The following is a 19,212-nucleotide window of genomic DNA, read 5'->3' on the forward strand; positions in this document are numbered from 1 at the left end:
CCATGACCGCCGACCATGTTCCGCTCTGTTCCCGCTGCGGTGCCGCGGCACGTCCCAATATCCTGATGTTTGGAGATTACAGCTGGATAGAGGAGCGGACCCGTCGCCAGCACGAGAGGTTCCAAAGTTTCCTCTCGCGCCAGAGCGGGAAGAAGGTGGTGGTAGTCGAGCTCGGCGCGGGGACGGCAATCCCCACCGTGCGGGCCACCAGCGAAAGGATCGGCGCCTTCGCCAATGCCAGGGTGGTCAGGATCAACCCCCGTGAGGCGCAGATCACCCACCCGCACATCTCCCTTCCCTGCGGAGCCCTGGAGGGCCTTTCCGCGATCGAGGCCGTGCTGGGGAAGTCATAGCCCATCGCGACTGCCATTTCAACGTGGCCCTTCCCCCGCCCCTTTGCCCGCAGCCCTCACCCTTCACCTTTCACCTTTCACCTTTCACCTTTCACCTTTCACCTTTCACCTTTCACCTTTCACCCCTAGCCCTTAGCCCCTAGCCCTTAGCCCTTAGCCCTTAGCCCTTAGCCCTCCACATTCCCCTTGCCTTTCAATTTCCTTGCTGCTAAAATGCACATTTTTTAGGCAGAAAAGGGACGAAATAAAGATATGCAAGACTCGGTAGCCATTGGCTCCCTCACGTTAAAGAACCGGCTTTTCCTCGCCCCGATGGCGGGCATTACCAACCTCCCGATGCGCCTCATGGCCAGGGAGCAGGGAGCTTCCCTCACCTTCACCGAGATGGTAAGCGTCAACGGATTGACGCGGGAGGGGCGCAAGAGTTTCGACCTGCTGAAGACCGTCCCGCAGGACCGCCCCATCGCCATGCAGCTCTTCGGCGATGACCCGGAGATGCTGGCCGAGGCCGCGAGGCTGGTGGAAGGTTACGGCGAGCTGATCGACATCAACATGGGCTGCCCGGTGCGCAAGGTGGTCGGCACCGGCGCCGGGAGCGCGCTTCTCAAGGATCCGCAGAAGGTGGGCCGGATAGTGAGGGCGGTCAGGCTGGCGACCAGGCTCCCGCTGACGGTGAAGATCCGCACGGGCTGGGTCTGCGGCGACGACGTCTTCCTCGAGGTGGGTCGCATTGCCCAGGAGGAGGGATGCGACGCGGTGACGCTCCATCCCAGAAGCCGCGCCCAGATGTTTGAAGGGCACTCCGACTGGTCGAAGATCGGTGAACTAAAGGCGGCCCTGAAGATTCCGGTGATCGGAAGTGGTGACCTCTTCTCCGCCGGCGACGTCGTCCGCATGTTTTCCGAAACCGGCTGCGACGCAGCCATGGTGGCCCGCGGCGCGATGGGAAACCCGTGGATATTCAGGGAAGCGCTGGCGCTCTTCAAGGGGGAGGAGCCGGCAGCCCCGACCGCAGCCGAGAGATATGCCGCCTCCCATCGCCACCTCACGCTCTTCACCGAGGCGGAGGGGGACCGGGTGGCCCTGATGGAGATGCGCAAGCATCTTTCATGGTATTCCAAGGGAATGCCCGGAGCCGCGCAGTTCAGGGCGGCGGTAAACCGGATCGAGGACCTCCCCCAACTGGTCGAGGCGATGGAGGATTTCTTCCATGGGTGAATCGATGGAAAGCTATTATGCGAATGTGGTCGACAGCGTGGGCGACGGTGTCATCGTTCTCGACGATGCGGGAGCCGTGACCCATATGAACCCCGCCGCCGAGGAACTTTCGGGCATCTCGCGGCGCCAGGCCAAGGGGATACTTTTCAGGGACATCTTCAAGGGGGAAGGGCCTCTCAATGAGATGGTCGCCAAGACCGTAGCTACCGGCATGTCGGTGTCGGATCATGAGAACATCGTCCTGAAGCGAAGTGGCAAGCACACCCCGGTCGGCGCCAGCACCTCACCGCTGCTAAGCTCCTCCGGCGAGCGCATCGGCACCATCGTACTCCTCAGGGACCTGACCAACGTGCGGGAGCTCGAGGAGGCGGTGCGCCAGGCGGATCGCCTCTCTTCGCTCGGTGCCCTGGCTGCCGGGCTTGCCCATGAGATCAAGAATCCTCTGGGGGGGATCAAGGGGGCCGCGCAGTTGCTGGAGATGGAATTCCCGGAGAAGGAGGAGTTGCGGGAATACATCCGGGTCATGCTGAAGGAGGTCCAGCGGGTCAACGTGATCGTGGAAGAGCTTTTGGCTCTGGCCTCGCCGGGGCGGTTGAAGCTCAGCAAGGTGAACCTGCACCGGGTCCTCTCCGACATCGTCCTGCTGCAGAAGAACGCGACCGATGGGCGCCAGATCTCGATCAACCAGTACTTCGACCCGAGCATCCCGCCGATCCTGGCGGACGAGTCCCTGTTGACCCAGCTTTTCCTGAACCTCATCAAGAACGCCATCGAAGCGGTCGGCGAGGGAGGCACGGTCAAGGTGACGAGCCGGGTCCTCTCGGACTACAGCATGACCCAGAAAGGGGAGCGGCGCGCCAGGATGATCGCCATCGACGTGGCCGACAACGGCCCCGGCATCGCGGCCGACGTGCTGGAGAATCTCTTCACCCCCTTCTTCACCACCAAGTCCAAAGGGACCGGGCTTGGGCTGGCGATCTGCCAGAAGATCATCTCCGAGCACCGTGGCATGATCAAGGTCGATTCCGATCCTGCCCGCGGCACGGTTTTCACCGTCATGCTCCCGCTGATTCAGTAATCGAGTCTGGGGCCCCCCACCCTGTCCCTCCCCCTCCGGGGGCGGGGACGCGAAGGTGCGCCGATCGGGACCGAGACCGGACGAGAAAAACCCATATCTCACAGGGGCGGCAACGACGCTTCCCCTCCCTGTCCTCCCCCTCCAAGGGCGGGGACGCTAAGGGAGCCAAATCGGGACCGAGGCGGCTGACACAAATCTATATCTAACCGGGGCAGCAACGGCGCTTCCCGCAGTAGTGCAACGGGGCGCGACGCCCCTGTCCCAGGAGTCAACAATGTCAATCAAGAATATTCTCGTCGCCGACGACGAAGAGAGCATGCGATGGGTCCTTTCCAAGGCACTCAAAAAGAAAGGCTTCAACGTGGATCTGGCCCACGATGGCGATGAGGCGCTGCGGCTGATCAGGCAAAACCCCTACGACCTGGCCCTGCTCGACATCAAGATGCCGGGCATCAGCGGGCTCGAACTCCTTGACCGCATCAGGGACGAACGGAGCGATCTGCTGGTGGTCATCATGACCGCCGAGGCCAGCATGAAGAATGCGGTCGAGGCCATGAAGCGCGGAGCCTATGACTACTTCACCAAGCCCTTCGACCTGAGCGTCATCGATGCGGTGGTGGAGAAGGTGACCCGGGCTCGGGAGATGACCACGCAGGTCTCGCTCCTGAAGGAGGAGTTGAAGGACCGGTATCAGCTCGAGAAGACCATCATCGGCAACTCCCCGGCCATGAGGGATATCTACAAGACCATCGGGAAGGTCGCCCCCAGCGATGTCACCGTGCTGGTGCAGGGGGAGTCGGGCACCGGGAAGGAACTGATCGCCCGCGCCATCCATTACAATTCGAAGCGGCTGGGCAAGCCCTTCATCCCGCTCAACTGCGCCGCCATCCCGAAGGAGCTGCTGGAAAGCGAGCTCTTCGGCTTCGAGAAGGGGGCCTTCACCGGCGCCTCGGAGCGTAAGCTGGGCAAGTTCGAGCAGGCCAACGGCGGCACCATCTTCCTCGACGAGATCGGTGACATGCCCTTCGATCTGCAGGCGAAGATACTGAGGGTGCTGCAGGAGAGGGAGATCACCAGGACTGGCGGGAATCAGAGCATCCCCGTCGACGTCAGGATCGTGGCGGCGACCAACCAGGACCTGGAGGAGAGCGTACGGAAGAAGCAGTTCAGGGAGGATCTCTACTACCGCCTGAACGTGATCCCGATCCAGCTGGTTCCGCTGCGGGAGCGCTCCGAGGACGTGCCGCTGCTGATAGAGTACTTCCTGTCCAAGATCTGCGCCGAGCTCGAGGTTCCGCTCAAGCGCTGCTCGGCCGATGCCATCAAACTCCTGACCGGCTACGGCTGGCCCGGCAACATCCGCGAGCTGGAGAATACCATCAAGAGGGCGGTGATCCTTTCCCCGGATCCGCTGCTGGTGGCGGCCGATTTCCCGGGGCTCAGGAGCCGGCAGGGCGACGGCAAAGGTGAGGAGCTCTCCCTTGAGGGTATCGTTGATCTCAAACTCCGCGGCAGCTTCACCAACATGGAGCGCATGGAGAGCGGTGATGTCTATTCCATGGTGCTGGAGCAGGTGGAGAGGCCGCTGATCCGCTTCGTGCTGGAGAAGACCCGCGGCAACCAGGTCCGCGCCGCCGACATCCTCGGCATCAACCGCAACACCCTGAGGAAGAAGATCACCGAACTGGGGATCGAGCTGCGGAAGGAGTAGGGGGAGGGGGGATGTAGGACGAGTAGATGCGGAGCAGTTCTTCAGTTGTCGAATGTGTAGTCTAAAACAGGAGGGGATATGTCAGTAATGGAGAAGTTCTTTCTGGACCGCAACAACGCGCAGCTCCTGGTGGTCGACGTGCAGGAGCGACTTTGCCGGGCCATGGACCCGCAGGTGCTGCAGAAATTGACCGGCAACATCTCCATCCTCCTCGACACCGCGGCGGAACTGGGCGTCCCCGCTACCGCGACGGAGCAGTACGTCAGGGGGCTGGGCGAAACGGTGCCGGAACTGAAGGGAAAGCTCCCTGCGCCGAGCCTGGAGAAGATGACCTTCAGCTGCTGTGGCGGGGAAGGCTTCCTGGAGGCGCTGGCGGCGAGCGGTCGGCGGCAGGTGATCGTGACGGGGATGGAGTCTCACGTATGCGTGCTCCAGACGGTCCTGGAGTTGCTGGACAAGGGCTACGTCGTCCATCTGGTGTGCGACGCGGTGATGAGCAGACGCAAGGAAAACTGGAAGACAGCTCTCGAGACCATGTCCGCCGCAGGAGCGGTGCTGACTTCTACGGAGTCGGTGGTCTTTCAGTTGCTGCGGGTGGCGGGAACCGACGAGTTCAAGAAGCTTTCCAAACTGGTGAAGTAAGCTCCGCACTGGCGAGGAAGCGGGCGATCTCCCTGCTCCCCTCCTCGGAGACGTTCACCAACTCCAGGCCGAATCCCTCCGGCAGCGACGGCTTGAGCCTGGTCTTCCGGGTGTTGATCCAGGCAACGCGACCCTGCGCCTGGACTATCGAGCCGATGGGATCGGGGAGGGCGAAGATCAGGTCGATCTCGGTCCCTTTGTTCAGCTGACACTCGGCCGCCAGGTAAACGCCCTTTTGGCTGATGTCGGTGATAGAGCCGGCAAGGGTGATGCCGAAGGCTCTGAATTTCGCGTTGATGTTGCAGCGGAGCCTCTGTTCGCGCCGGTCGATGTCCGGGAGGTGCCGCCTCGCCGTGGCGAGGAAAAGCTGCCGATCCAGCGGCTTGGTCAGGAAGTCATCGCACCGCGCCTCGAGGCAGGTCTGCCGATCTACATCTTTCCCTTCGGAAGTGATCAGGACGACCGAGGTGAGCTTCAACTGGGGGTCGCGCTTGATTGCCCGGCAACACTCCGCTCCATCCATCACCGGCATATGCAGGTCCATGAAGACCAGCGCCGGCTGCTCCGCCTGGCAGATATCGAGGGCCTGCTTGCCATCCCGGGCCGTAAGAATCTTCACTGACGAACGCTGCAGGAAGCCCTTCTCCAGTTCGAGGAACATGTTCACATCATCTACGATGAGGACTTTTTCCGCCACACACCCCCCGGTCATCTCATCACATTAAATAGCATTGCATCTGGAGAGGTTCTTCGTACCCTCTCCACGGTGGAGCCTTCCCCATCACTACCCCCCTCCCGCGAGGGGAGGGGGTAGTGGGACCTACTTCTGTGCCAGCGCCTTGGCTATCACATCGTGATTGAGCCAGAACACCGGTGCCTGAGGAGCCCAGGAGGAGTTGAACATCAGCCTTCCGACCGCGACGAAGACGCCCCTGGACAGGACGGCGCAGACGATGTCCTTCTGCCCCGCATTCTGGGCGATCAGGTCGGCCGAGACATTCAGCATGTACTCCTGCTGCTGCAGAGAATTATGCTGGGGCCAGGTATCGAAATCGCGGGTGGAGGTCACCAGCGGGTTCTTGAGGTAATCGTTGGCCATTTCGACCAGCGCTTCTACCGACACACCTTCCTTTAACAGGGCCTGACAGTCGTCGACGATGTCATTGACGCCTGCCGATTTCAGGGAAGCGAGCAGCGGGTACAGGGAATTCTCGACACCGAGGAAGAGGGCGCTGGAGTTGGTGAGGATTTCCGGGCAGTTGTAGACGGTAGCCTTGATGCCTTTGTCCCAGGCGGCAATGGCGATGTCCTCCAGCCGGATCTTGGCCCACCCCTGCAGATACGGAGTATAGGACTGCCAGGTGTAGGCGCCGTCGATAAGGACCTCGCACCCGTGGTAGCCGTAGGCTGCGTAGCGGACGGGGAGGCGGTTCCGCAGCCCCGCGGTGGCCTCGATGAGGTAGCCGAAAGTATCGGCGGTGACTTCATTGAAGCTGACAGCACAGAGTTGCCCCAGGTCGGAATTCCAGAAGGCCTCAGAGGCGAGGAAACGGTCGCCCTGGCCTTTGAAAAGCTTGTTCAGCAGGGGCATGAAAACCCGCGCCCTCGGGATGCCGCCTGCCATGGTGTGGACCACGAGCAGATTGGCCGAGGCGGGTACGATGGTTTCGAGCTCCGCTACCACGGCTGCCAGGTTCTTGCGGAACCTCTCCGTGCCGCGCTCCCTGGAAGCCTCGATCTGCTCCTTGTCCAGGCGGACCGAGGCCCAGTCGTCAGGCTTTACGCCCTTCAGCCTGTCCACCGGCGAAACGCCGTCGGTTCCAGGTTCCATGTCGAAACCGGCTTCCAGCGGGATGTTGATGATCTTGCCGCCGAGAGATTCCTCGGCAGTGGCCAGTTCCTCGGCGGTTAGGGGGCGGAGGGTGCCATCAGAATCGCGTCTGCCGACGGTGGCCCCGATGATGGTCATGCCCTTGGCCCTGGCCTCATCGACTATGCCATTGGCGTAGCCGCGGCCGAAGAGTTCTCCGCAGAGAAAGAGGACATCGCCTGCCTTGAATCCCGCCGTCGCCGGCACCTCCCGCATTGCATGGTATCTGCTCATTGTTCCTATCCTTTCTGTTCTATTAGTTGCTCTTTCGCAAACAGCCCTTTCCCTCGGGAGAGGGTGGCCGGAGGCCGGGTGAGGGACGTTGCCATCATGGGTGCTGGTGCCGCCTCGTGGAAGCCGCCCTCACCCTAACCCTCTCCCGGAGGGAGAGGGAACTCAATGGGTTTCAGCTCCCTGTCAGTACTCTTCCCGGTTGCTGAGGTTCTCGAACCTGGTGTATTCGCCGCGGAAGGCGAGGTCGACGGTCCCGGTCGGGCCGCTCCTGTGCTTTCCGATGATGACCTCGGCCTTCCCCTTGAGGTCCTCGTTTTCCTTTTCGTAGACCTCGCCACGATAGACGAACATGATGATGTCGGCGTCCTGCTCGATGGCGCCCGACTCCCTCAAGTCGCTCATCATCGGCCTCTTGTCAGCGCGCTGCTCGAGTCCGCGGTTCAACTGGGACAGGGCGATGACCGGGATCGATAACTCCTTGGCCAGTGCCTTCAAGGACCGTGAAATCTCGGAGATCTCCTGCTGGCGGGACTCGGGGTTGCTACTGCCGCGCATCAGCTGGAGGTAGTCGATCACGATCAGGCCGATGTCGTGCTCCGCCTTGAGGCGCCGGGCCTTGGACCGGAGCTCCATCACCGTGATCGATGGGGTGTCGTCGATGAATATCTTCGCGTCGTGCAGCGAGCCTGCGGCCTTGGTCAGCTTCGGCCAGTCGTTTTCCAGCAGATGTCCGGTTTTGAGCCGGCCGAGGTCAACCCTGGCCACCGAGCAGAGAAGCCTCTCGACCAACTGCTCCTTGGGCATCTCCAGGGAGAAGACCGCGGCGGGAAAAGGCTTCTCGGATTCAATGGCGGCGTACTGGGCGACGTTCAGGGCGAAGGTGGTCTTTCCCATGGCGGGGCGTCCGGCAATGATTACCAGGTCGCCGCCGTGGAAGCCGGCGGTGAGGCGGTCGAGGTCGGTGTAGCCGGACGGCACACCGGTCACGAGCTCTTTCTTCTCATAGAGAAGTTCGATGTTCTTGATGGTGTCCTTGAGGATGTCGCAGACCTGGTAGTAGGCGGGGCGGATCTTGTTTTCGGAGATCTCGAAGATCACCTTCTGGGCGGCGTCGAGGAGTTCCTCAACATCCACCTTGTCCTCGAATCCCTGGCTGACGATGTCGGTGGCGGCGGTGATCAGCTTGCGGGTGATGCACTTTTCCTTGACGATCTTGCAGTAGTAGGCGATGTTGGCGGCCATCGGCACGTAGTCTACCAGCGTGGCCAGGTAGGCGCCGCCTCCCACCTCTTCCAGCTCCCCCTTCTTGCGGAGGATGGTGGTCATGGTGATTAGGTCGCAGGGCTCCCCGCGCTCGTTGAGCTCGATCATGGCGCGGAAGATCTTCCGATGGCTTTCCCTGTAGAGGTCTTCCGGGATCAGGACCTCGAGTGCGCGGTTGATCGCCTCGTTGTCCACCAGGATCCCGCCGAGAATGGACATCTCGGCTTCAATGCTCTGTGGGGGCAGCTTTCTCATGTCGGAAGGGTTCATCATCATACCTCGGAAACATTACGCTAGAACTGTGGGATACTACCTGCATCCGTCTCGCCGGTCAACATTTTTGGGTTAGTTCCCCTCGCCCTCCGGGAGAGGGTGGACGAAGGCCGGGTGAGGGAGGGGGCATTACGAGGCGCCAGTGCTCTTCCAGGAAGGTTCCGCTAGATGCTAAATATAATCCGAACGGGTAGGACAAGAGCGAAATGAGAACCGGAAACCCGGCCCGCCGTCAGCCGCACATGCGTCTCAGCACGAACGGATCACACATTGGGCTTAAGACAAAAGCAAATTCATCCCCGAGCGTCTCGTTATGTACCCTTTCGCCCTGAGGCACATCAGACCTAAAGGAAAAGCAAACCTGATTAGTATCAATCTTCCGCCAGCTTCCAAAACTGTCATTCCCGAAGCGATTCTGATCGGGAATCCAGCTCCTAACGACGTGAAATATGGATCCCCGATAAGGGCATTCGGGGATGACAATCTCGTAGCGGAAGATTAGCGCTAACTAGTAAAGCAAATTCATCCTGCCTTCTCGTCATGTACCCCGTTCGGTTTTGTTATCCCCCGCACTCTTTCAAGAAGGCGAGAGATCTGAGTTCGCGGTCCAGGTGGAGGTCGATCGCGGGGTTCAAGAGGAGGTCGGCCTCCCTCAGCAGGTGATCGGGAAAGACGATGGCGCCGAACCGTCCAGTCTGCATCGCCCTGGCCAGCAGGGACGCGGTTTCCCGGGAGACTCCCCGCACCTCGAGGTCGGGCTGGTAGCCAAGGATCTTCAAGAGGTTGACTGCGAAGAAACGGCGGTCGGAAGGGGAGAGGGGGGCGGTATCGAGTCTCTGCAGGTAGCAGTAGAGGAGACGGAAAAGGCGAGGGTTGGCTTCCTCGTCCGGAGTCAGCCGCTCCACCAGCTCGCAGGCGTAGGCGGCCGTCCCGATCTTGGCGAGGTCCCCGCGGATACCGGAGAAGATATCGAGGATGTCGGCTGAGAGGAGGTTGGCGAGGTTGGATCCGAGCTGGAACTGGAGTTTCAAATGAGCGAAGGGATCCAGGGCGCCGCCGAAGCGCTTGCGGCTGCGTTTCGCCCCCCGGGCGATCCCCTGCAGTTTCCCGTGTTCCAGGGTGAACAGGGAGACGATGCGGTCGGCCTCCCCGTAGTCGGTGAGCCGCAGCACTATGGCTTCTGCCTCGGCTTTTCTCATGGGACCGAAAGTAGCACCTGCAACCGAGGGAGTCAACAGCCGGCTGCCGAGGGCTTTGTCCTCACGAGGGTAACCGCCCTCGCCCTCACCTCATCCTCTCCCGTGGGGGGAGGGAGCAGTCTCTAAGGAAGATTAGGAAATGAAAGAGGCAAAGCAAAGGCTTGACCCGCTGGGGGCAGGGGGCGGACCAAGAGCCGATCCCGCGGGCAGCGACTCACACAGGGGCGGGGGCAGCAAGTGCAATAGCGGCAGTTGCGGCAGTTGCGCCGATCCCGCGCACGAGCGACTCACACAGGAGCTTCCTACGTGACGCCGCTGCCCAAGAGTTCCCCCCTTGACAAAGGGGGGACAGGGGGGATTCGGTTCTGCCGGTCCGAGAGCCGACCTTGCGAGAGGCGGATTGGAGCTTGAGGTTGCAGAGCGCTTATCGCAGCCCCATGCGGCTGAGGATAAGCCCTAGGTAGCGATTGATGGGGTGATTCCTCGGCAGGACCTTGATCGGCGGGGGCGTTCTGGTGCCGAGCTTTGTCAGCTCCGCCAGGAGCTCCGGGCTTCCTCCGAGCCGCATTCCTTTCCGAAGGGTCTCGACTCCCTTCTCCTTCTTGCCAGCCATGATCTGGATGGTCCCGACGTTAAGGAGGAAGCGCAGGTTGTCGGGATCGCTCTGGAGTGCCTTTTCAGCGAGTTGCAGTGCGGAGTGGATATCTCCGCCGCTTTTCGCGACGCAAATAGCGAGGTCGGAATAACACTCAGGGTTGTCTTCGATGGAGAGGGACTCTTCGAGGCAGCTCCTGGCCAGGAAGTAGAGCTGGCGATGAATGGCTTCCCGCCCCCTTTTGCGAAGTTCTGCGGCGTCGGTTCCCGTCTGCACCTGTTCGACCTTTTCAAAAACGAGGAAGCTCAAAGGCGGGGTGAGGTCAGGCCGCTCCTCGGCGTGCAACTGTCGGAAAGTATCGGGGATTTCCGGGAAATACACGTCGCCCGGGTAGCTTTCATGGATGACTGTCAGGTAAATCCTCTGGGACAGCGGGAGCGCCTCGCGGAAAATCTCTCCGCCGCCACAGATGAAGATCTCTTCCTCCCCCACGGTCGCGTCGATCGCCTCCTGCAGGGAGCGGACGACCTCGCAGCCCTCGACCTTTTTCAAGGTCTTGCTGAGGATGATGTTTCGCCGACCCGGAAGGGGGTGCCCGATGGAGTCGAAGGTCTTTCTTCCCATCACCACCGCATGACCCGTGGTGATGTTCTTGAAGCGGGTCAGGTCCGCGGGGATATACCAGGGAAGCTTGCCTTCCCGTCCGATGACTCTCTCTTCCGACATGGCCGCAATCAACGAGATGATCATGGTACTCTCCGTGCTGCCGTCGGGGATAACCCGCCGCTACATCTTCTGCTCCTCCCCCCGGAAGGGGAGCTGTTCCCCTGAAAAAATACTACCGCAATGTTACCACGGTCACGCCGTCTCCGCCTTCGAAACGCTCCCCGGTCCGGAAGGAGGCGACCAGCGGGTGGCCGCTGAGGTAGTTGCGCACCCCCTTCATCAGGGCGCCGGTACCCTTGCCGTGGACGATGCGGACCTCGGCGATAAGATCGACCGCCGCGTGGTCCAGGAACGGCTCCAACTGGTCGATGGCCTCTTCCACCCGCATGCCGAGGAGATTGATGCTCGAGGCCGACTCGGCCCGCTCCTCTTTCTGGGCCCGCTTCTTCTGGATCTTCTGCTCCTTCCCTTTGCGCTTCGTCAGGGAGCTGATGGGGACTTCGACCTCCATGCTCCCGGCCCGCACCCGGGCCTTGCCGTCCCGCCGGTCCACTGACAGGATCCTGGCGTCGCAGTTGAGCGGCTTGACGAAGAGGGTGTTGCCGACCTCGATCTTGTCCGGCGGCAGCTCTTCCTCGGGGTGCAGCTCCGCCAGTATCTGCTCCACCTCGGCCTCTGCCTGGTCCAGCTTCGCCTTGGCCTCCCGCGCCCTTTCCTTCCTGGCCTCGTCGAGGATGTCGAGGACTTCCCGGCGCGCCTTGCGGATGATCTGCTGCGCCTCCTGATACCCCTTCTCCTTGGCTCCCTTCAGGAAGTGGTTGGCCTCGTCCATCCTGTCGCCAAGGTTCCTCTCCCCCCGCACCAGCTTTTCTTCGCGCAGCGCGAGGTCGCTGAGCTTGTCGTCCAGCTGCTGGCGCTTCTCCTTGAGGTCCCGCAGCAGGGCATGGAAGTCGGCCTCCATGGTGCCGATCATCCCTTTGGCGAATTCAACAACATTGTCGGGGAGCCCATAACGGCGGGCGATCTCCAGGGCGTGAGATTCCCCCGGCTCGCCCACTGTGAGCCGATAGAGCGGTGCCAGCTTCTGCCGGTCGAAGGCCATGGCCGCGTTGAGCATCCCCGGCTCCCGCTGCACGAAGCCGATGATCTCGGTCAGGTGCGTGGTCGCCACCACCAGCGCCCCTTTTTGCTGCAGTTCCCTCAGGACCGCGCAGGCGATGGCCGCACCCTGTCCCGGCTCGGTCCCGGTGCCCAATTCGTCGAGCAGCACCAGGGTCCCCCGGTCGGCGTGCTTGATGATGGACGATATCTTGGAGATGTGAGCGGAGAAGGTGGAGAGACTTTCCTCGATCGACTGCTCGTCGCCGATGTCCACCAGGATTGAGGAGACCTGCGGCAGCACCGAGCCGGGATCGGCCGGAACGGGCATGCCACTTAAGCCCATGACGGTCAGCAGGCCGGCGTTCTTGATGGCGATGGTCTTGCCCCCGGTATTCGGCCCCGTCACCACCATGACCCGGTTCTCCTCGGCCAGTTCCAGGTCCAGCGGCACCACGTCCTTCCCCATCAGCGTCAGGATCGGGTGGCGGGCGGATTTCAGGGAGATACCGCCCGTGGCGGATATAACCGGCGTCTCGCACTTGAGGCGGTCGCTGAAAGCGGCGATGCAGTTGAGGACGTCGAGCCTGACCAGCGCCTCGAACTGCTCCAGCATGGCTTCGGCGTCTTCCCTGATCCAGTCGCAGATCTGCCGGACGATCCTGATTTCCTCGGCCCGCTCGTCTGCGACCAGGTTCTCAAGCTCGTTGGCCAGCGCGATGATTTCCAGCGGCTCCATGAAGGCGGTCTCGCCGGAGTTGGAGACGTCGTGCACCACGCCCGGGACCATCCCCTTCGAGTCCATGCGGACGGGAATGACCCAGCGTCCCGATCTCTGGGTGATGAAATCATCCTGCAGGAAAATCGCTGTGTGCCGCTCGCGGACGATCTCTTCCAGGCGCCGCTTGATTCTCGCGGTCAGTCCCTTCTTCTGTCCCCGGATGTCTGCGAGGAGCCGCGACGCGGTGTCGAGGATCTCCCCTTCCGCATTTACCGTATGCTCGAGGGGGTTGAGGATGTCCGGGAACCCGGTGATCGTGCCGGCCTCGGCGATGAGCAGCGGGGTATCGGTCCGGTAGCGCAGTTGCGCGTGGATGGCCGCCATCACGCGCAGGGTCGGGATGAACCGCTGCAGCTCCAGCGGAGCCAGCACGGCCCCTCGCGGGCGGACCGCCCTGATTGCGCGGGTGATGTCCTCGAAGCTGGAAAGCTTCAGCGCGATGCCCAGGCGGGAGAGTTTCCTGATCTCGTCCACCAGGCCGAAGCGGAGCTCGATCTGGTCCCGTGCGGCAAGGGGAGTTATTTCCAGGGCCCCGTCGCGGGAAGCCTCGCAGTGTGCACATTCAGCGACTGTTTCCAGGATCTTGTCGAATTCCAGCCGCTTGAGAGTTTCTTTCTCCATATAAAAACAGACCAGGACGATGCGCTCCCGATCTTACCTCCGTTCTTTTCGTTTTTGTCTTCTCGACAGTTGAAAGGGCGGAGCAAGCCCCGCCCCTAATAGCGATCATCGTAGGAGCGCCCTCCCGGGCGCGAATCCGACGGTTGTTCGCGCCCGGGAGGGCGCTCCTACGGGAAAAGGCAATTCTTTGCGTGCTTCGACAGGTTCAGCACGAACGGTTCATCACCGGGTCCAGTGGGGAACCAGACGGAACCACACGGGTCCACAAGGCGCAAGGGAACCCCTTACCCCCGAGCTTCTCTCCTACAGAAACCTCCTACAGAAACCAGCTGATGGCCCCGAAGAGCCGCTCCAGGAAACGGATCGGCAGGCCGCGCCGTTCGTGCTCGTGCAGCACGATTCTCCGCGCCCCCTTAAGGTCCATTTCCAGCATCTCGGCTACCTGCAGCCCGAACTCGCTGCTGTCGATCACCACGTTTAACTCGTAGTTTCTCTTGAAGCTGCGCTCGTCCATGTTCGCCGAGCCGACCATGGCCCAGCTGTCGTCCACCAGCAAGACCTTCGCGTGCAGCACGGCGCTGTCCAGCTCGAATATCTCGATCTCATTGTTGAGGAGCTGGGCGTAGCACGTCCTGCTCACCAGGCGGACCAGCGGCACGTCGCTCTTGTGAGGCAGAAGGAGCCTGACCTTCACTCCGCGCCCGGCGGCCCTAAGGAGCGACCTGATCACCCGCGGCCCTGGGATGAAGTAGGGACTGGCAATGGTTATGCTGTCGGAGGCGCCGGCGATGGCCATCCTGAAGGCGCTTCTGATGAAGGAGCGCTTGTGATGCGGCCCGCCGTTGATGATCATCACCTTGGCGTCCCCGGCCGTTTCGGGCGGACGGGGAGGCTCGGGTATGTCCGGGAAGGAGCCCCGTTCGTAGGCCCAGGTCTCGCGGAAGACCCGCAAGAGCTCCCCGGCCGCGCCTCCCTCTATCCTGATCCCGACGTCGCGCCATTTCGTCTGCTTCTTCCCGCACCCCGAGTAGACATCGGCGATATTTATGCCGCCGGTGAAGGCGCACCAGCCGTCGATGACCGCGATCTTCCTGTGATCCCTCTTGTCGAACCAGGCGATGCCATGCTTGAAAGGGGGCGGGTTGAAGGCCGTGCAGCACACCCCTCCCTTGGAGAGGCGCTTGAAGAAGGCCGCGGAGGTGTCGAAGCAGCCGATGTAGTCGTAGATGACGTGGACGTGCACCCCTCGGGCGGCCGCGGCGATCAGGGCATCGGCCACCATGCGGCCGGTGATGTCATCGCAGATGGTGTAGAACTCCATGCAGATGCTGGAGCGCGCGCTGGAGATCGCCTCGATGAGGGCGGGGAAAAATTCGGACCCGTACCGGAAAAGAGCCGCGCTGTTGCCAAGGAAAGAGACCGCCTCGGTGTTCCTCCTGAAAAGATTGAAGAACCTCGAGGTCTGGAACAGCAATGGCTTTCTTTTTCGGCGCAGGCTGGTCATAGGTGTCTATTCTTTGGCGGTGAGCAACGAAAAGGGCGCAGTGGCTAAAGCGATGAAGCGCGGAAATAACGTCAAAGTGGCATTACTTCCGCGCTTCACATGATGCGCGCTGCAAGTGGATCGCGGTTTTTACACTGAGATGACTTCCTTGACACCGGCCACCTTGTCCTTGAGGGTTCTCTCGATGCCCATCTTCAGGGTCATGGTGGACATCGGGCAGTGACCGCAGGCGCCTACCAGGCGGACCTTGACCACGCCGTCATCGCTCACCTCAACAAGTTCCACGTCGCCGCCGTCGGCCTGCAGAGCGGGGCGGATCTGGTCCAATACGCTTTTGACTTCTTCTACCATTTTTTCCTCCGGAGGATAGGTTATGGGCTAAGAACAGCTCACAGTGTATAGGAATAAGCGAATTAATGCAAAGGGCACGTTAACTAGCCCTTCCTCTCATGCACCCCGGGCGTGGTCAGCGGGAAGGGCGCGAGGACCTCGTCCAGCTCCTGCTCGCTCAGTATCCCCCGCTCCAGGATGACCTGTCGAATGCTCTTGCCGCTCTTGGCCGACTCCTTGGCGACTTCAGCGGCGGCGGCATACCCTATGCTCGGCGCCAGCACCGTGGCGAGGCCGACTGATTGGTCGAGGTAACTGCGGCAGCGCTCCTCGTTGGCGCCGACTCCCGAGACGCAAAGCCCGGTGAACTGGTGCACGCAGTTCTTCAGGATCTCCAGGGAGAAGAGGAGGTTGAAGGCGATGACGGGCATCATCACGTTCAACTCCAGCTGTCCCGCCTGGGCCGCCATGGTCACGGCCAGGTCGCAGCCCACCACCTGGAAGCAGACCATGTCGGTCACCTCGGCCATGACCGGATTGACCTTCCCGGGCATGATCGACGAGCCGGGCTGCATCGGCGGGAGGGTTATCTCCCCCAACCCCGTCCTCGGCCCCGAAGAGAGGAGCCTCAGGTCGTTGGCGATCCTGATCAGGTTGACCGCGGTCCCCTTGATGCTGGAACTGAGCGCCACGAAGGGGTCCATGTTCTGCATCCGCTCGACCAGGTTGCGGCTGCGGGAAAGATCCTCCCCGGTCTCGGCGGCGAGGGCCTCGACGATGCCGTCGATGAAGGACTCTTCGGCGTTGAGACCGGTACCGACGGCGGTTCCGCCGATCCCCAGCTCACGCAGCCCCGGCAGCGCCCGCTCGATCCCGGCACGGTTTGCTTCCATGGCCGCGGCGTAGGCGGCGAATTCCTGCCCCAGCCTGATCGGGACCGCGTCCTGGAGGTGGGTGCGTCCCGATTTCAGGATGCCGTCGAACTCCTGCGCCTTGTGCCGCATGGCCGCGGCAAGTCCGTCCACTTCCCGGATCAGCAGGTCGGCCAGTTCCAGCGCCGCCAGCCGAATGGCGGTGGGAAAGACGTCGTTGGTCGACTGGGCCATGTTGACGTGATCGTTGGGATTGACCTTCGCGTACTCGCCAAGCTTCCCGCCCATGATCTCGTTGGCGCGGTTGGCCAGCACCTCGTTCACGTTCATGTTGTGGGAGGTGCCGGCTCCGGCCTGGAAGGGGTCGACCACGAACTGGTCTGCGAACTTCCCTTGGAGCGCCTCGTCGGCTGCCGTCACGATGGCCGAGCCGAGGACCGTGGCTAGCCTCCCGGTTGCCATGTTGGCCTTCGCCGCGCACTTCTTGATCCGCACCGTGGCACGGACCAGCGCGGGGTGGGGTTTCAGACCGGAAATGGGGAAATTCCCGATGGCCCGCTGGGTCTGGGCGCCGTAGTATGCGTCGGCGGGAACTTCCACCGTTCCCATGGTGTCCTTCTCAAGACGCATTGCCATACGAGCTCCTTTGAGCTGAGACGGCTCACCAGCGTGTCGCGTTATCTATTTTCCTTCCAGCAGGTTCAGCTTCTCGGAGATCACCCTGAGATGCTCTTCCTCCTCGGCGCGCAGCGATTCGATCATGCTCCTGCCGTCGGGATCGGTGGTCTGGGCCAGCAGATCCTCGAAGTAGGCGATGCCCTTTTTCTCCACTTCCATGGCCAGCTTGAGGGCCTCGATGTCGCTGGTATCGAATCCGACTCCGGCCCCGGCTTCAGGCTCCAGCGAGATGGTGGGGCCGCCGTAGAAGACCCAGCGCCCGTCCTGGTCCAGGGTCTTGTAAAGCTCGGTAAGCTTCAGGTAGTGCGATTCCTCGCTCTTGGCCAGCCATCTGAAGACCCTCTTCCCTTCGGGGTTGAAGGTCCTCTGCTCGGCGCGGGTGTAAAAGTCGAAGGTCTCTTTCTCTATTTCCATGCCGCGCATCACTGCGTCCAGCACGGTCTTCCCTGCTTCACTCATTGCGTCTCCTTTGGGTCTTCATTCTGCTGGATGGGAGCTACTTCGTTTAGAAGGTTACTACAGAATCTTGTACATGAGAAGCAGCATGAAGGTCAAAAGATAATTGATGGGGTAACAGTCCTTCCCTCTATGCCAGCGGTGGGAGGGCTTGTTACTGTGTTTCCAGCAGTTGTGACAGTGTCAGCAACTGTTCGATGGTGCAGGACTCGAAGATGGCACAGCCTAGGGAGGCGGGGAGGGCGAGGTCGACTTCGTAGCGGTCGCCGACGAAGAGAGTTTCCTCGGGACTTCTCCCGATCGTCTCCAGTATGCCCAAGAGGGCGCCCTGGTCGGGCTTGGGGCACCAGTAATCTTCGATGGTGAATTTCTTGAGGAAGAGACTTCCGACGCCTATCTGCTCCATGATCCGGCCGGAGAGATCCCGGTTGTTGTTGGTGTAGATATGCAGCTCGAAACGGGTGGCGAGGTTCTTCAGGAGCTCGACGACCTGTGGGGCGGGCTCCAGCACGCTTTCCGGGTGGACGTCGCGGCTGAAGTTTTCGTGGAGGTCTTTGAGATTGCCTCCCAGGGCGAGGACTGCCCTGCTCAAAGTCCCGCCGGCCCCGGCCAGGGTCGAACGTGCCTCCTGCAGCATGAGGTCAGCCTCTTCCACGGTTACGCCCTTGAGGCGGGCAACGTAGCGGCAGGCGCTCAGGTTGACCTCGTCCCCCATCCGCTGGTTTTGGTAGAGGGTGCCGTCCAGGTCGAAGACGATGGCCCGGACACTCACAGCCCCATTCCCCATTTCCTCATGCACAAAAGCTCTGGATTCTCCACCCCTTTGGCCTGGATCAGCACCTTGAAGGTATCTCCCATCCCGCCTTCAGGAAGCATCAGCTTTTTCAGGGACAGCCTGTGCTGCAGTCGTTCCTGTTCCGTCTTCGCCTCCGCCTCCAGCCTGATCAGTTCCTCCATCAGTCCCGTGCCCAGCAGAAAGCGGTACTGCTCGCCGTACCAGACCGTGTCCAGTCCCGCATCCTTTCCCGCCTCCATGAGCTGGCTGAAGTTGATGTGGGTGGTGATGTCCTGCTCCCCGACCAGCAGGTACGGATTTTCACCGGTTTTGTGCTTGTGGTAGCAAAGGAGCGTGCCGTCGCGTCTTTGCGGATTATAGAGCTCCTCCGTGAGGTATCCGTAGTCGACGGTGAGTACGAAGCCCCGCTCCAGCGTCGCGGCGGCCGCGGCGATCCAGGAGGGGGCGTAGAGGTTGATCTCCCCCCTTTGGCCGGGCAAGAGCCTCACCTGGAACCTGTCCAGGTACGCTGCCAGCTCCGGTGTCGAGGGGCTACCGAGTCGCTCGCGGAATCCCTCGTCGTCGGCGCCTACGTAAACCTCTTTGAGGCCGTCCTCGCTCATTTCGACCACATGAACAGGCATGGCGTCGAACAGCTCGTTGGAGATGATGCAGCCGGTGAATTTCAGCTTGCCGGCGGCGAGTTCGTCGGGAGAGCTCCAGGCAAGGTGTTGCGCATGCCGCGCCAACCGCTGGGCCTGGACCTCTTTCAGGCTCGGCTCCTTCTCAATGAGGCGGTAGGTGAGGGCCTGGTAGAGGGCCTGGTTGAACTCCGAGATGGCGTCGACGATGTCCTGGGCGAGCTGTCCCCCGCCCGCCCCAGCCTCGGCAACGGTGAAGGACTCCGGCTGGCCGAGGAGTTCCCAGAAGCGGCAGATCTCCCTGGCGACGAGGCGGCCGAAGGTGTTGCTGACGTTCATGCTGGTATAGAAGTC

Annotated in this window: 17 protein-coding genes; 5 read left to right on the plus strand and 12 right to left on the minus strand. The window is 61.6% G+C overall.

Features of this window, described 5'->3' with window-relative positions; translation table 11 throughout:
* The 5 genes from AC11W3_RS20390 to AC11W3_RS20410 all read left to right on the plus strand — a co-directional run.
* Positions 1-353: SIR2 family NAD-dependent protein deacylase (locus AC11W3_RS20390; RefSeq protein WP_484093657.1), on the plus strand; the 353-nt coding region annotated here is incomplete at its 5' end.
* Positions 354-605: 252 nt separating this feature from the next.
* Entirely contained in the window at positions 606-1,571 is a 966-nt protein-coding gene (dusB, locus tag AC11W3_RS20395) for a tRNA dihydrouridine synthase DusB (RefSeq protein WP_484091871.1), read from the plus strand.
* On the plus strand, positions 1,564-2,649 hold the full coding sequence (locus AC11W3_RS20400; protein WP_484093658.1) for a two-component system sensor histidine kinase NtrB: 1,086 nt from the start codon (positions 1,564-1,566) through the stop codon (positions 2,647-2,649). The genes dusB and AC11W3_RS20400 overlap by 8 nt, the downstream gene beginning before the upstream one ends.
* A 274-nt stretch (positions 2,650-2,923) precedes the next feature.
* Positions 2,924-4,360, plus strand: a complete 1,437-nt coding sequence (locus tag AC11W3_RS20405; protein ID WP_484091764.1) for a sigma-54-dependent transcriptional regulator — start codon at positions 2,924-2,926, stop codon at positions 4,358-4,360.
* Between the two features lie 78 nt (positions 4,361-4,438).
* Positions 4,439-5,002, plus strand: a complete 564-nt coding sequence (locus AC11W3_RS20410) for a hydrolase (protein WP_484089856.1) — start codon at positions 4,439-4,441, stop codon at positions 5,000-5,002.
* Here the strand turns inward: AC11W3_RS20410 and AC11W3_RS20415 are convergent.
* From AC11W3_RS20415 to AC11W3_RS20470, 12 genes are all read right to left on the minus strand, one after another.
* The gene (locus tag AC11W3_RS20415) at positions 4,974-5,699 is read right to left on the minus strand and encodes a response regulator (protein ID WP_484089842.1); all 726 of its coding nucleotides are present in this window, start codon (positions 5,697-5,699) and stop codon (positions 4,974-4,976) included. The genes AC11W3_RS20410 and AC11W3_RS20415 overlap by 29 nt on opposite strands.
* A gap of 123 nt (positions 5,700-5,822) precedes the next feature.
* On the minus strand, positions 5,823-7,106 hold the full coding sequence (locus tag AC11W3_RS20420) for an enoyl ACP reductase FabMG family protein (protein ID WP_484093659.1): 1,284 nt from the start codon (positions 7,104-7,106) through the stop codon (positions 5,823-5,825).
* A gap of 183 nt (positions 7,107-7,289) precedes the next feature.
* The gene (gene dnaB, locus AC11W3_RS20425) at positions 7,290-8,639 is read right to left on the minus strand and encodes a replicative DNA helicase (protein WP_484089844.1); all 1,350 of its coding nucleotides are present in this window, start codon (positions 8,637-8,639) and stop codon (positions 7,290-7,292) included.
* Between the two features lie 563 nt (positions 8,640-9,202).
* Complete coding sequence (gene recO, locus AC11W3_RS20430) at positions 9,203-9,841, minus strand: DNA repair protein RecO (protein ID WP_484089845.1); 639 nt, start codon at positions 9,839-9,841, stop codon at positions 9,203-9,205.
* A 424-nt stretch (positions 9,842-10,265) separates the two neighbouring features.
* Positions 10,266-11,186, minus strand: coding sequence for a dihydrofolate reductase (locus tag AC11W3_RS20435; protein WP_484093660.1), 921 nt, complete (start codon positions 11,184-11,186; stop codon positions 10,266-10,268).
* A gap of 88 nt (positions 11,187-11,274) precedes the next feature.
* On the minus strand, positions 11,275-13,602 hold the full coding sequence (locus AC11W3_RS20440) for an endonuclease MutS2 (protein WP_484093661.1): 2,328 nt from the start codon (positions 13,600-13,602) through the stop codon (positions 11,275-11,277).
* A 316-nt stretch (positions 13,603-13,918) separates the two neighbouring features.
* Positions 13,919-15,106, minus strand: a complete 1,188-nt coding sequence (locus tag AC11W3_RS20445) for a phospholipase D-like domain-containing protein (protein WP_484093662.1) — start codon at positions 15,104-15,106, stop codon at positions 13,919-13,921.
* A 129-nt stretch (positions 15,107-15,235) separates the two neighbouring features.
* Positions 15,236-15,457 carry a NifU family protein gene (locus AC11W3_RS20450; RefSeq protein WP_484089849.1) on the minus strand — a complete coding sequence of 74 codons (222 nt, stop codon included), beginning with the start codon at positions 15,455-15,457 and terminating at the stop codon, positions 15,236-15,238.
* Positions 15,458-15,540: 83 nt separating this feature from the next.
* Complete coding sequence (locus AC11W3_RS20455) at positions 15,541-16,944, minus strand: aspartate ammonia-lyase (protein ID WP_484093663.1); 1,404 nt, start codon at positions 16,942-16,944, stop codon at positions 15,541-15,543.
* Positions 16,945-16,989: 45 nt separating this feature from the next.
* A complete protein-coding gene (locus AC11W3_RS20460) occupies positions 16,990-17,445 on the minus strand; it encodes a ferritin family protein (RefSeq protein ID WP_484093664.1) in 456 nt (151 codons plus the stop codon).
* A 151-nt stretch (positions 17,446-17,596) separates the two neighbouring features.
* Positions 17,597-18,214 carry an HAD family hydrolase gene (locus tag AC11W3_RS20465; protein ID WP_484089852.1) on the minus strand — a complete coding sequence of 206 codons (618 nt, stop codon included), beginning with the start codon at positions 18,212-18,214 and terminating at the stop codon, positions 17,597-17,599.
* Positions 18,211-19,212 (minus strand): class I SAM-dependent methyltransferase (locus AC11W3_RS20470; RefSeq protein WP_484093665.1); only part of this gene is annotated, 1,002 nt, incomplete at its 5' end. The genes AC11W3_RS20465 and AC11W3_RS20470, both read right to left, overlap by 4 nt.

It is taken from the genome of Geomonas sp. (assembly GCF_056994735.1).

Excerpts from the sequence above, each read along its gene's own strand:
- AC11W3_RS20435 (WP_484093660.1), bottom strand. The coding sequence starts at position 11,186 with ATGATCATCTCGTTGATTGCGGCCATGTCGGAAGAGAGAGTCATCGGA.
- AC11W3_RS20460 (WP_484093664.1), bottom strand. The coding sequence starts at position 17,445 with ATGAGTGAAGCAGGGAAGACCGTGCTGGACGCAGTGATGCGCGGCATG.
- AC11W3_RS20420 (WP_484093659.1), bottom strand. The coding sequence starts at position 7,106 with ATGAGCAGATACCATGCAATGCGGGAGGTGCCGGCGACGGCGGGATTC.
- AC11W3_RS20410 (WP_484089856.1), top strand. The coding sequence starts at position 4,439 with ATGTCAGTAATGGAGAAGTTCTTTCTGGACCGCAACAACGCGCAGCTC.
- AC11W3_RS20445 (WP_484093662.1), bottom strand. The coding sequence starts at position 15,106 with ATGACCAGCCTGCGCCGAAAAAGAAAGCCATTGCTGTTCCAGACCTCG.
- AC11W3_RS20400 (WP_484093658.1), top strand. The coding sequence starts at position 1,564 with ATGGGTGAATCGATGGAAAGCTATTATGCGAATGTGGTCGACAGCGTG.
- recO (WP_484089845.1), bottom strand. The coding sequence starts at position 9,841 with ATGAGAAAAGCCGAGGCAGAAGCCATAGTGCTGCGGCTCACCGACTAC.
- dnaB (WP_484089844.1), bottom strand. The coding sequence starts at position 8,639 with ATGAACCCTTCCGACATGAGAAAGCTGCCCCCACAGAGCATTGAAGCC.
- AC11W3_RS20455 (WP_484093663.1), bottom strand. The coding sequence starts at position 16,944 with ATGGCAATGCGTCTTGAGAAGGACACCATGGGAACGGTGGAAGTTCCC.
- dusB (WP_484091871.1), top strand. The coding sequence starts at position 606 with ATGCAAGACTCGGTAGCCATTGGCTCCCTCACGTTAAAGAACCGGCTT.
- AC11W3_RS20440 (WP_484093661.1), bottom strand. The coding sequence starts at position 13,602 with ATGGAGAAAGAAACTCTCAAGCGGCTGGAATTCGACAAGATCCTGGAA.
- AC11W3_RS20405 (WP_484091764.1), top strand. The coding sequence starts at position 2,924 with ATGTCAATCAAGAATATTCTCGTCGCCGACGACGAAGAGAGCATGCGA.
- AC11W3_RS20450 (WP_484089849.1), bottom strand. The coding sequence starts at position 15,457 with ATGGTAGAAGAAGTCAAAAGCGTATTGGACCAGATCCGCCCCGCTCTG.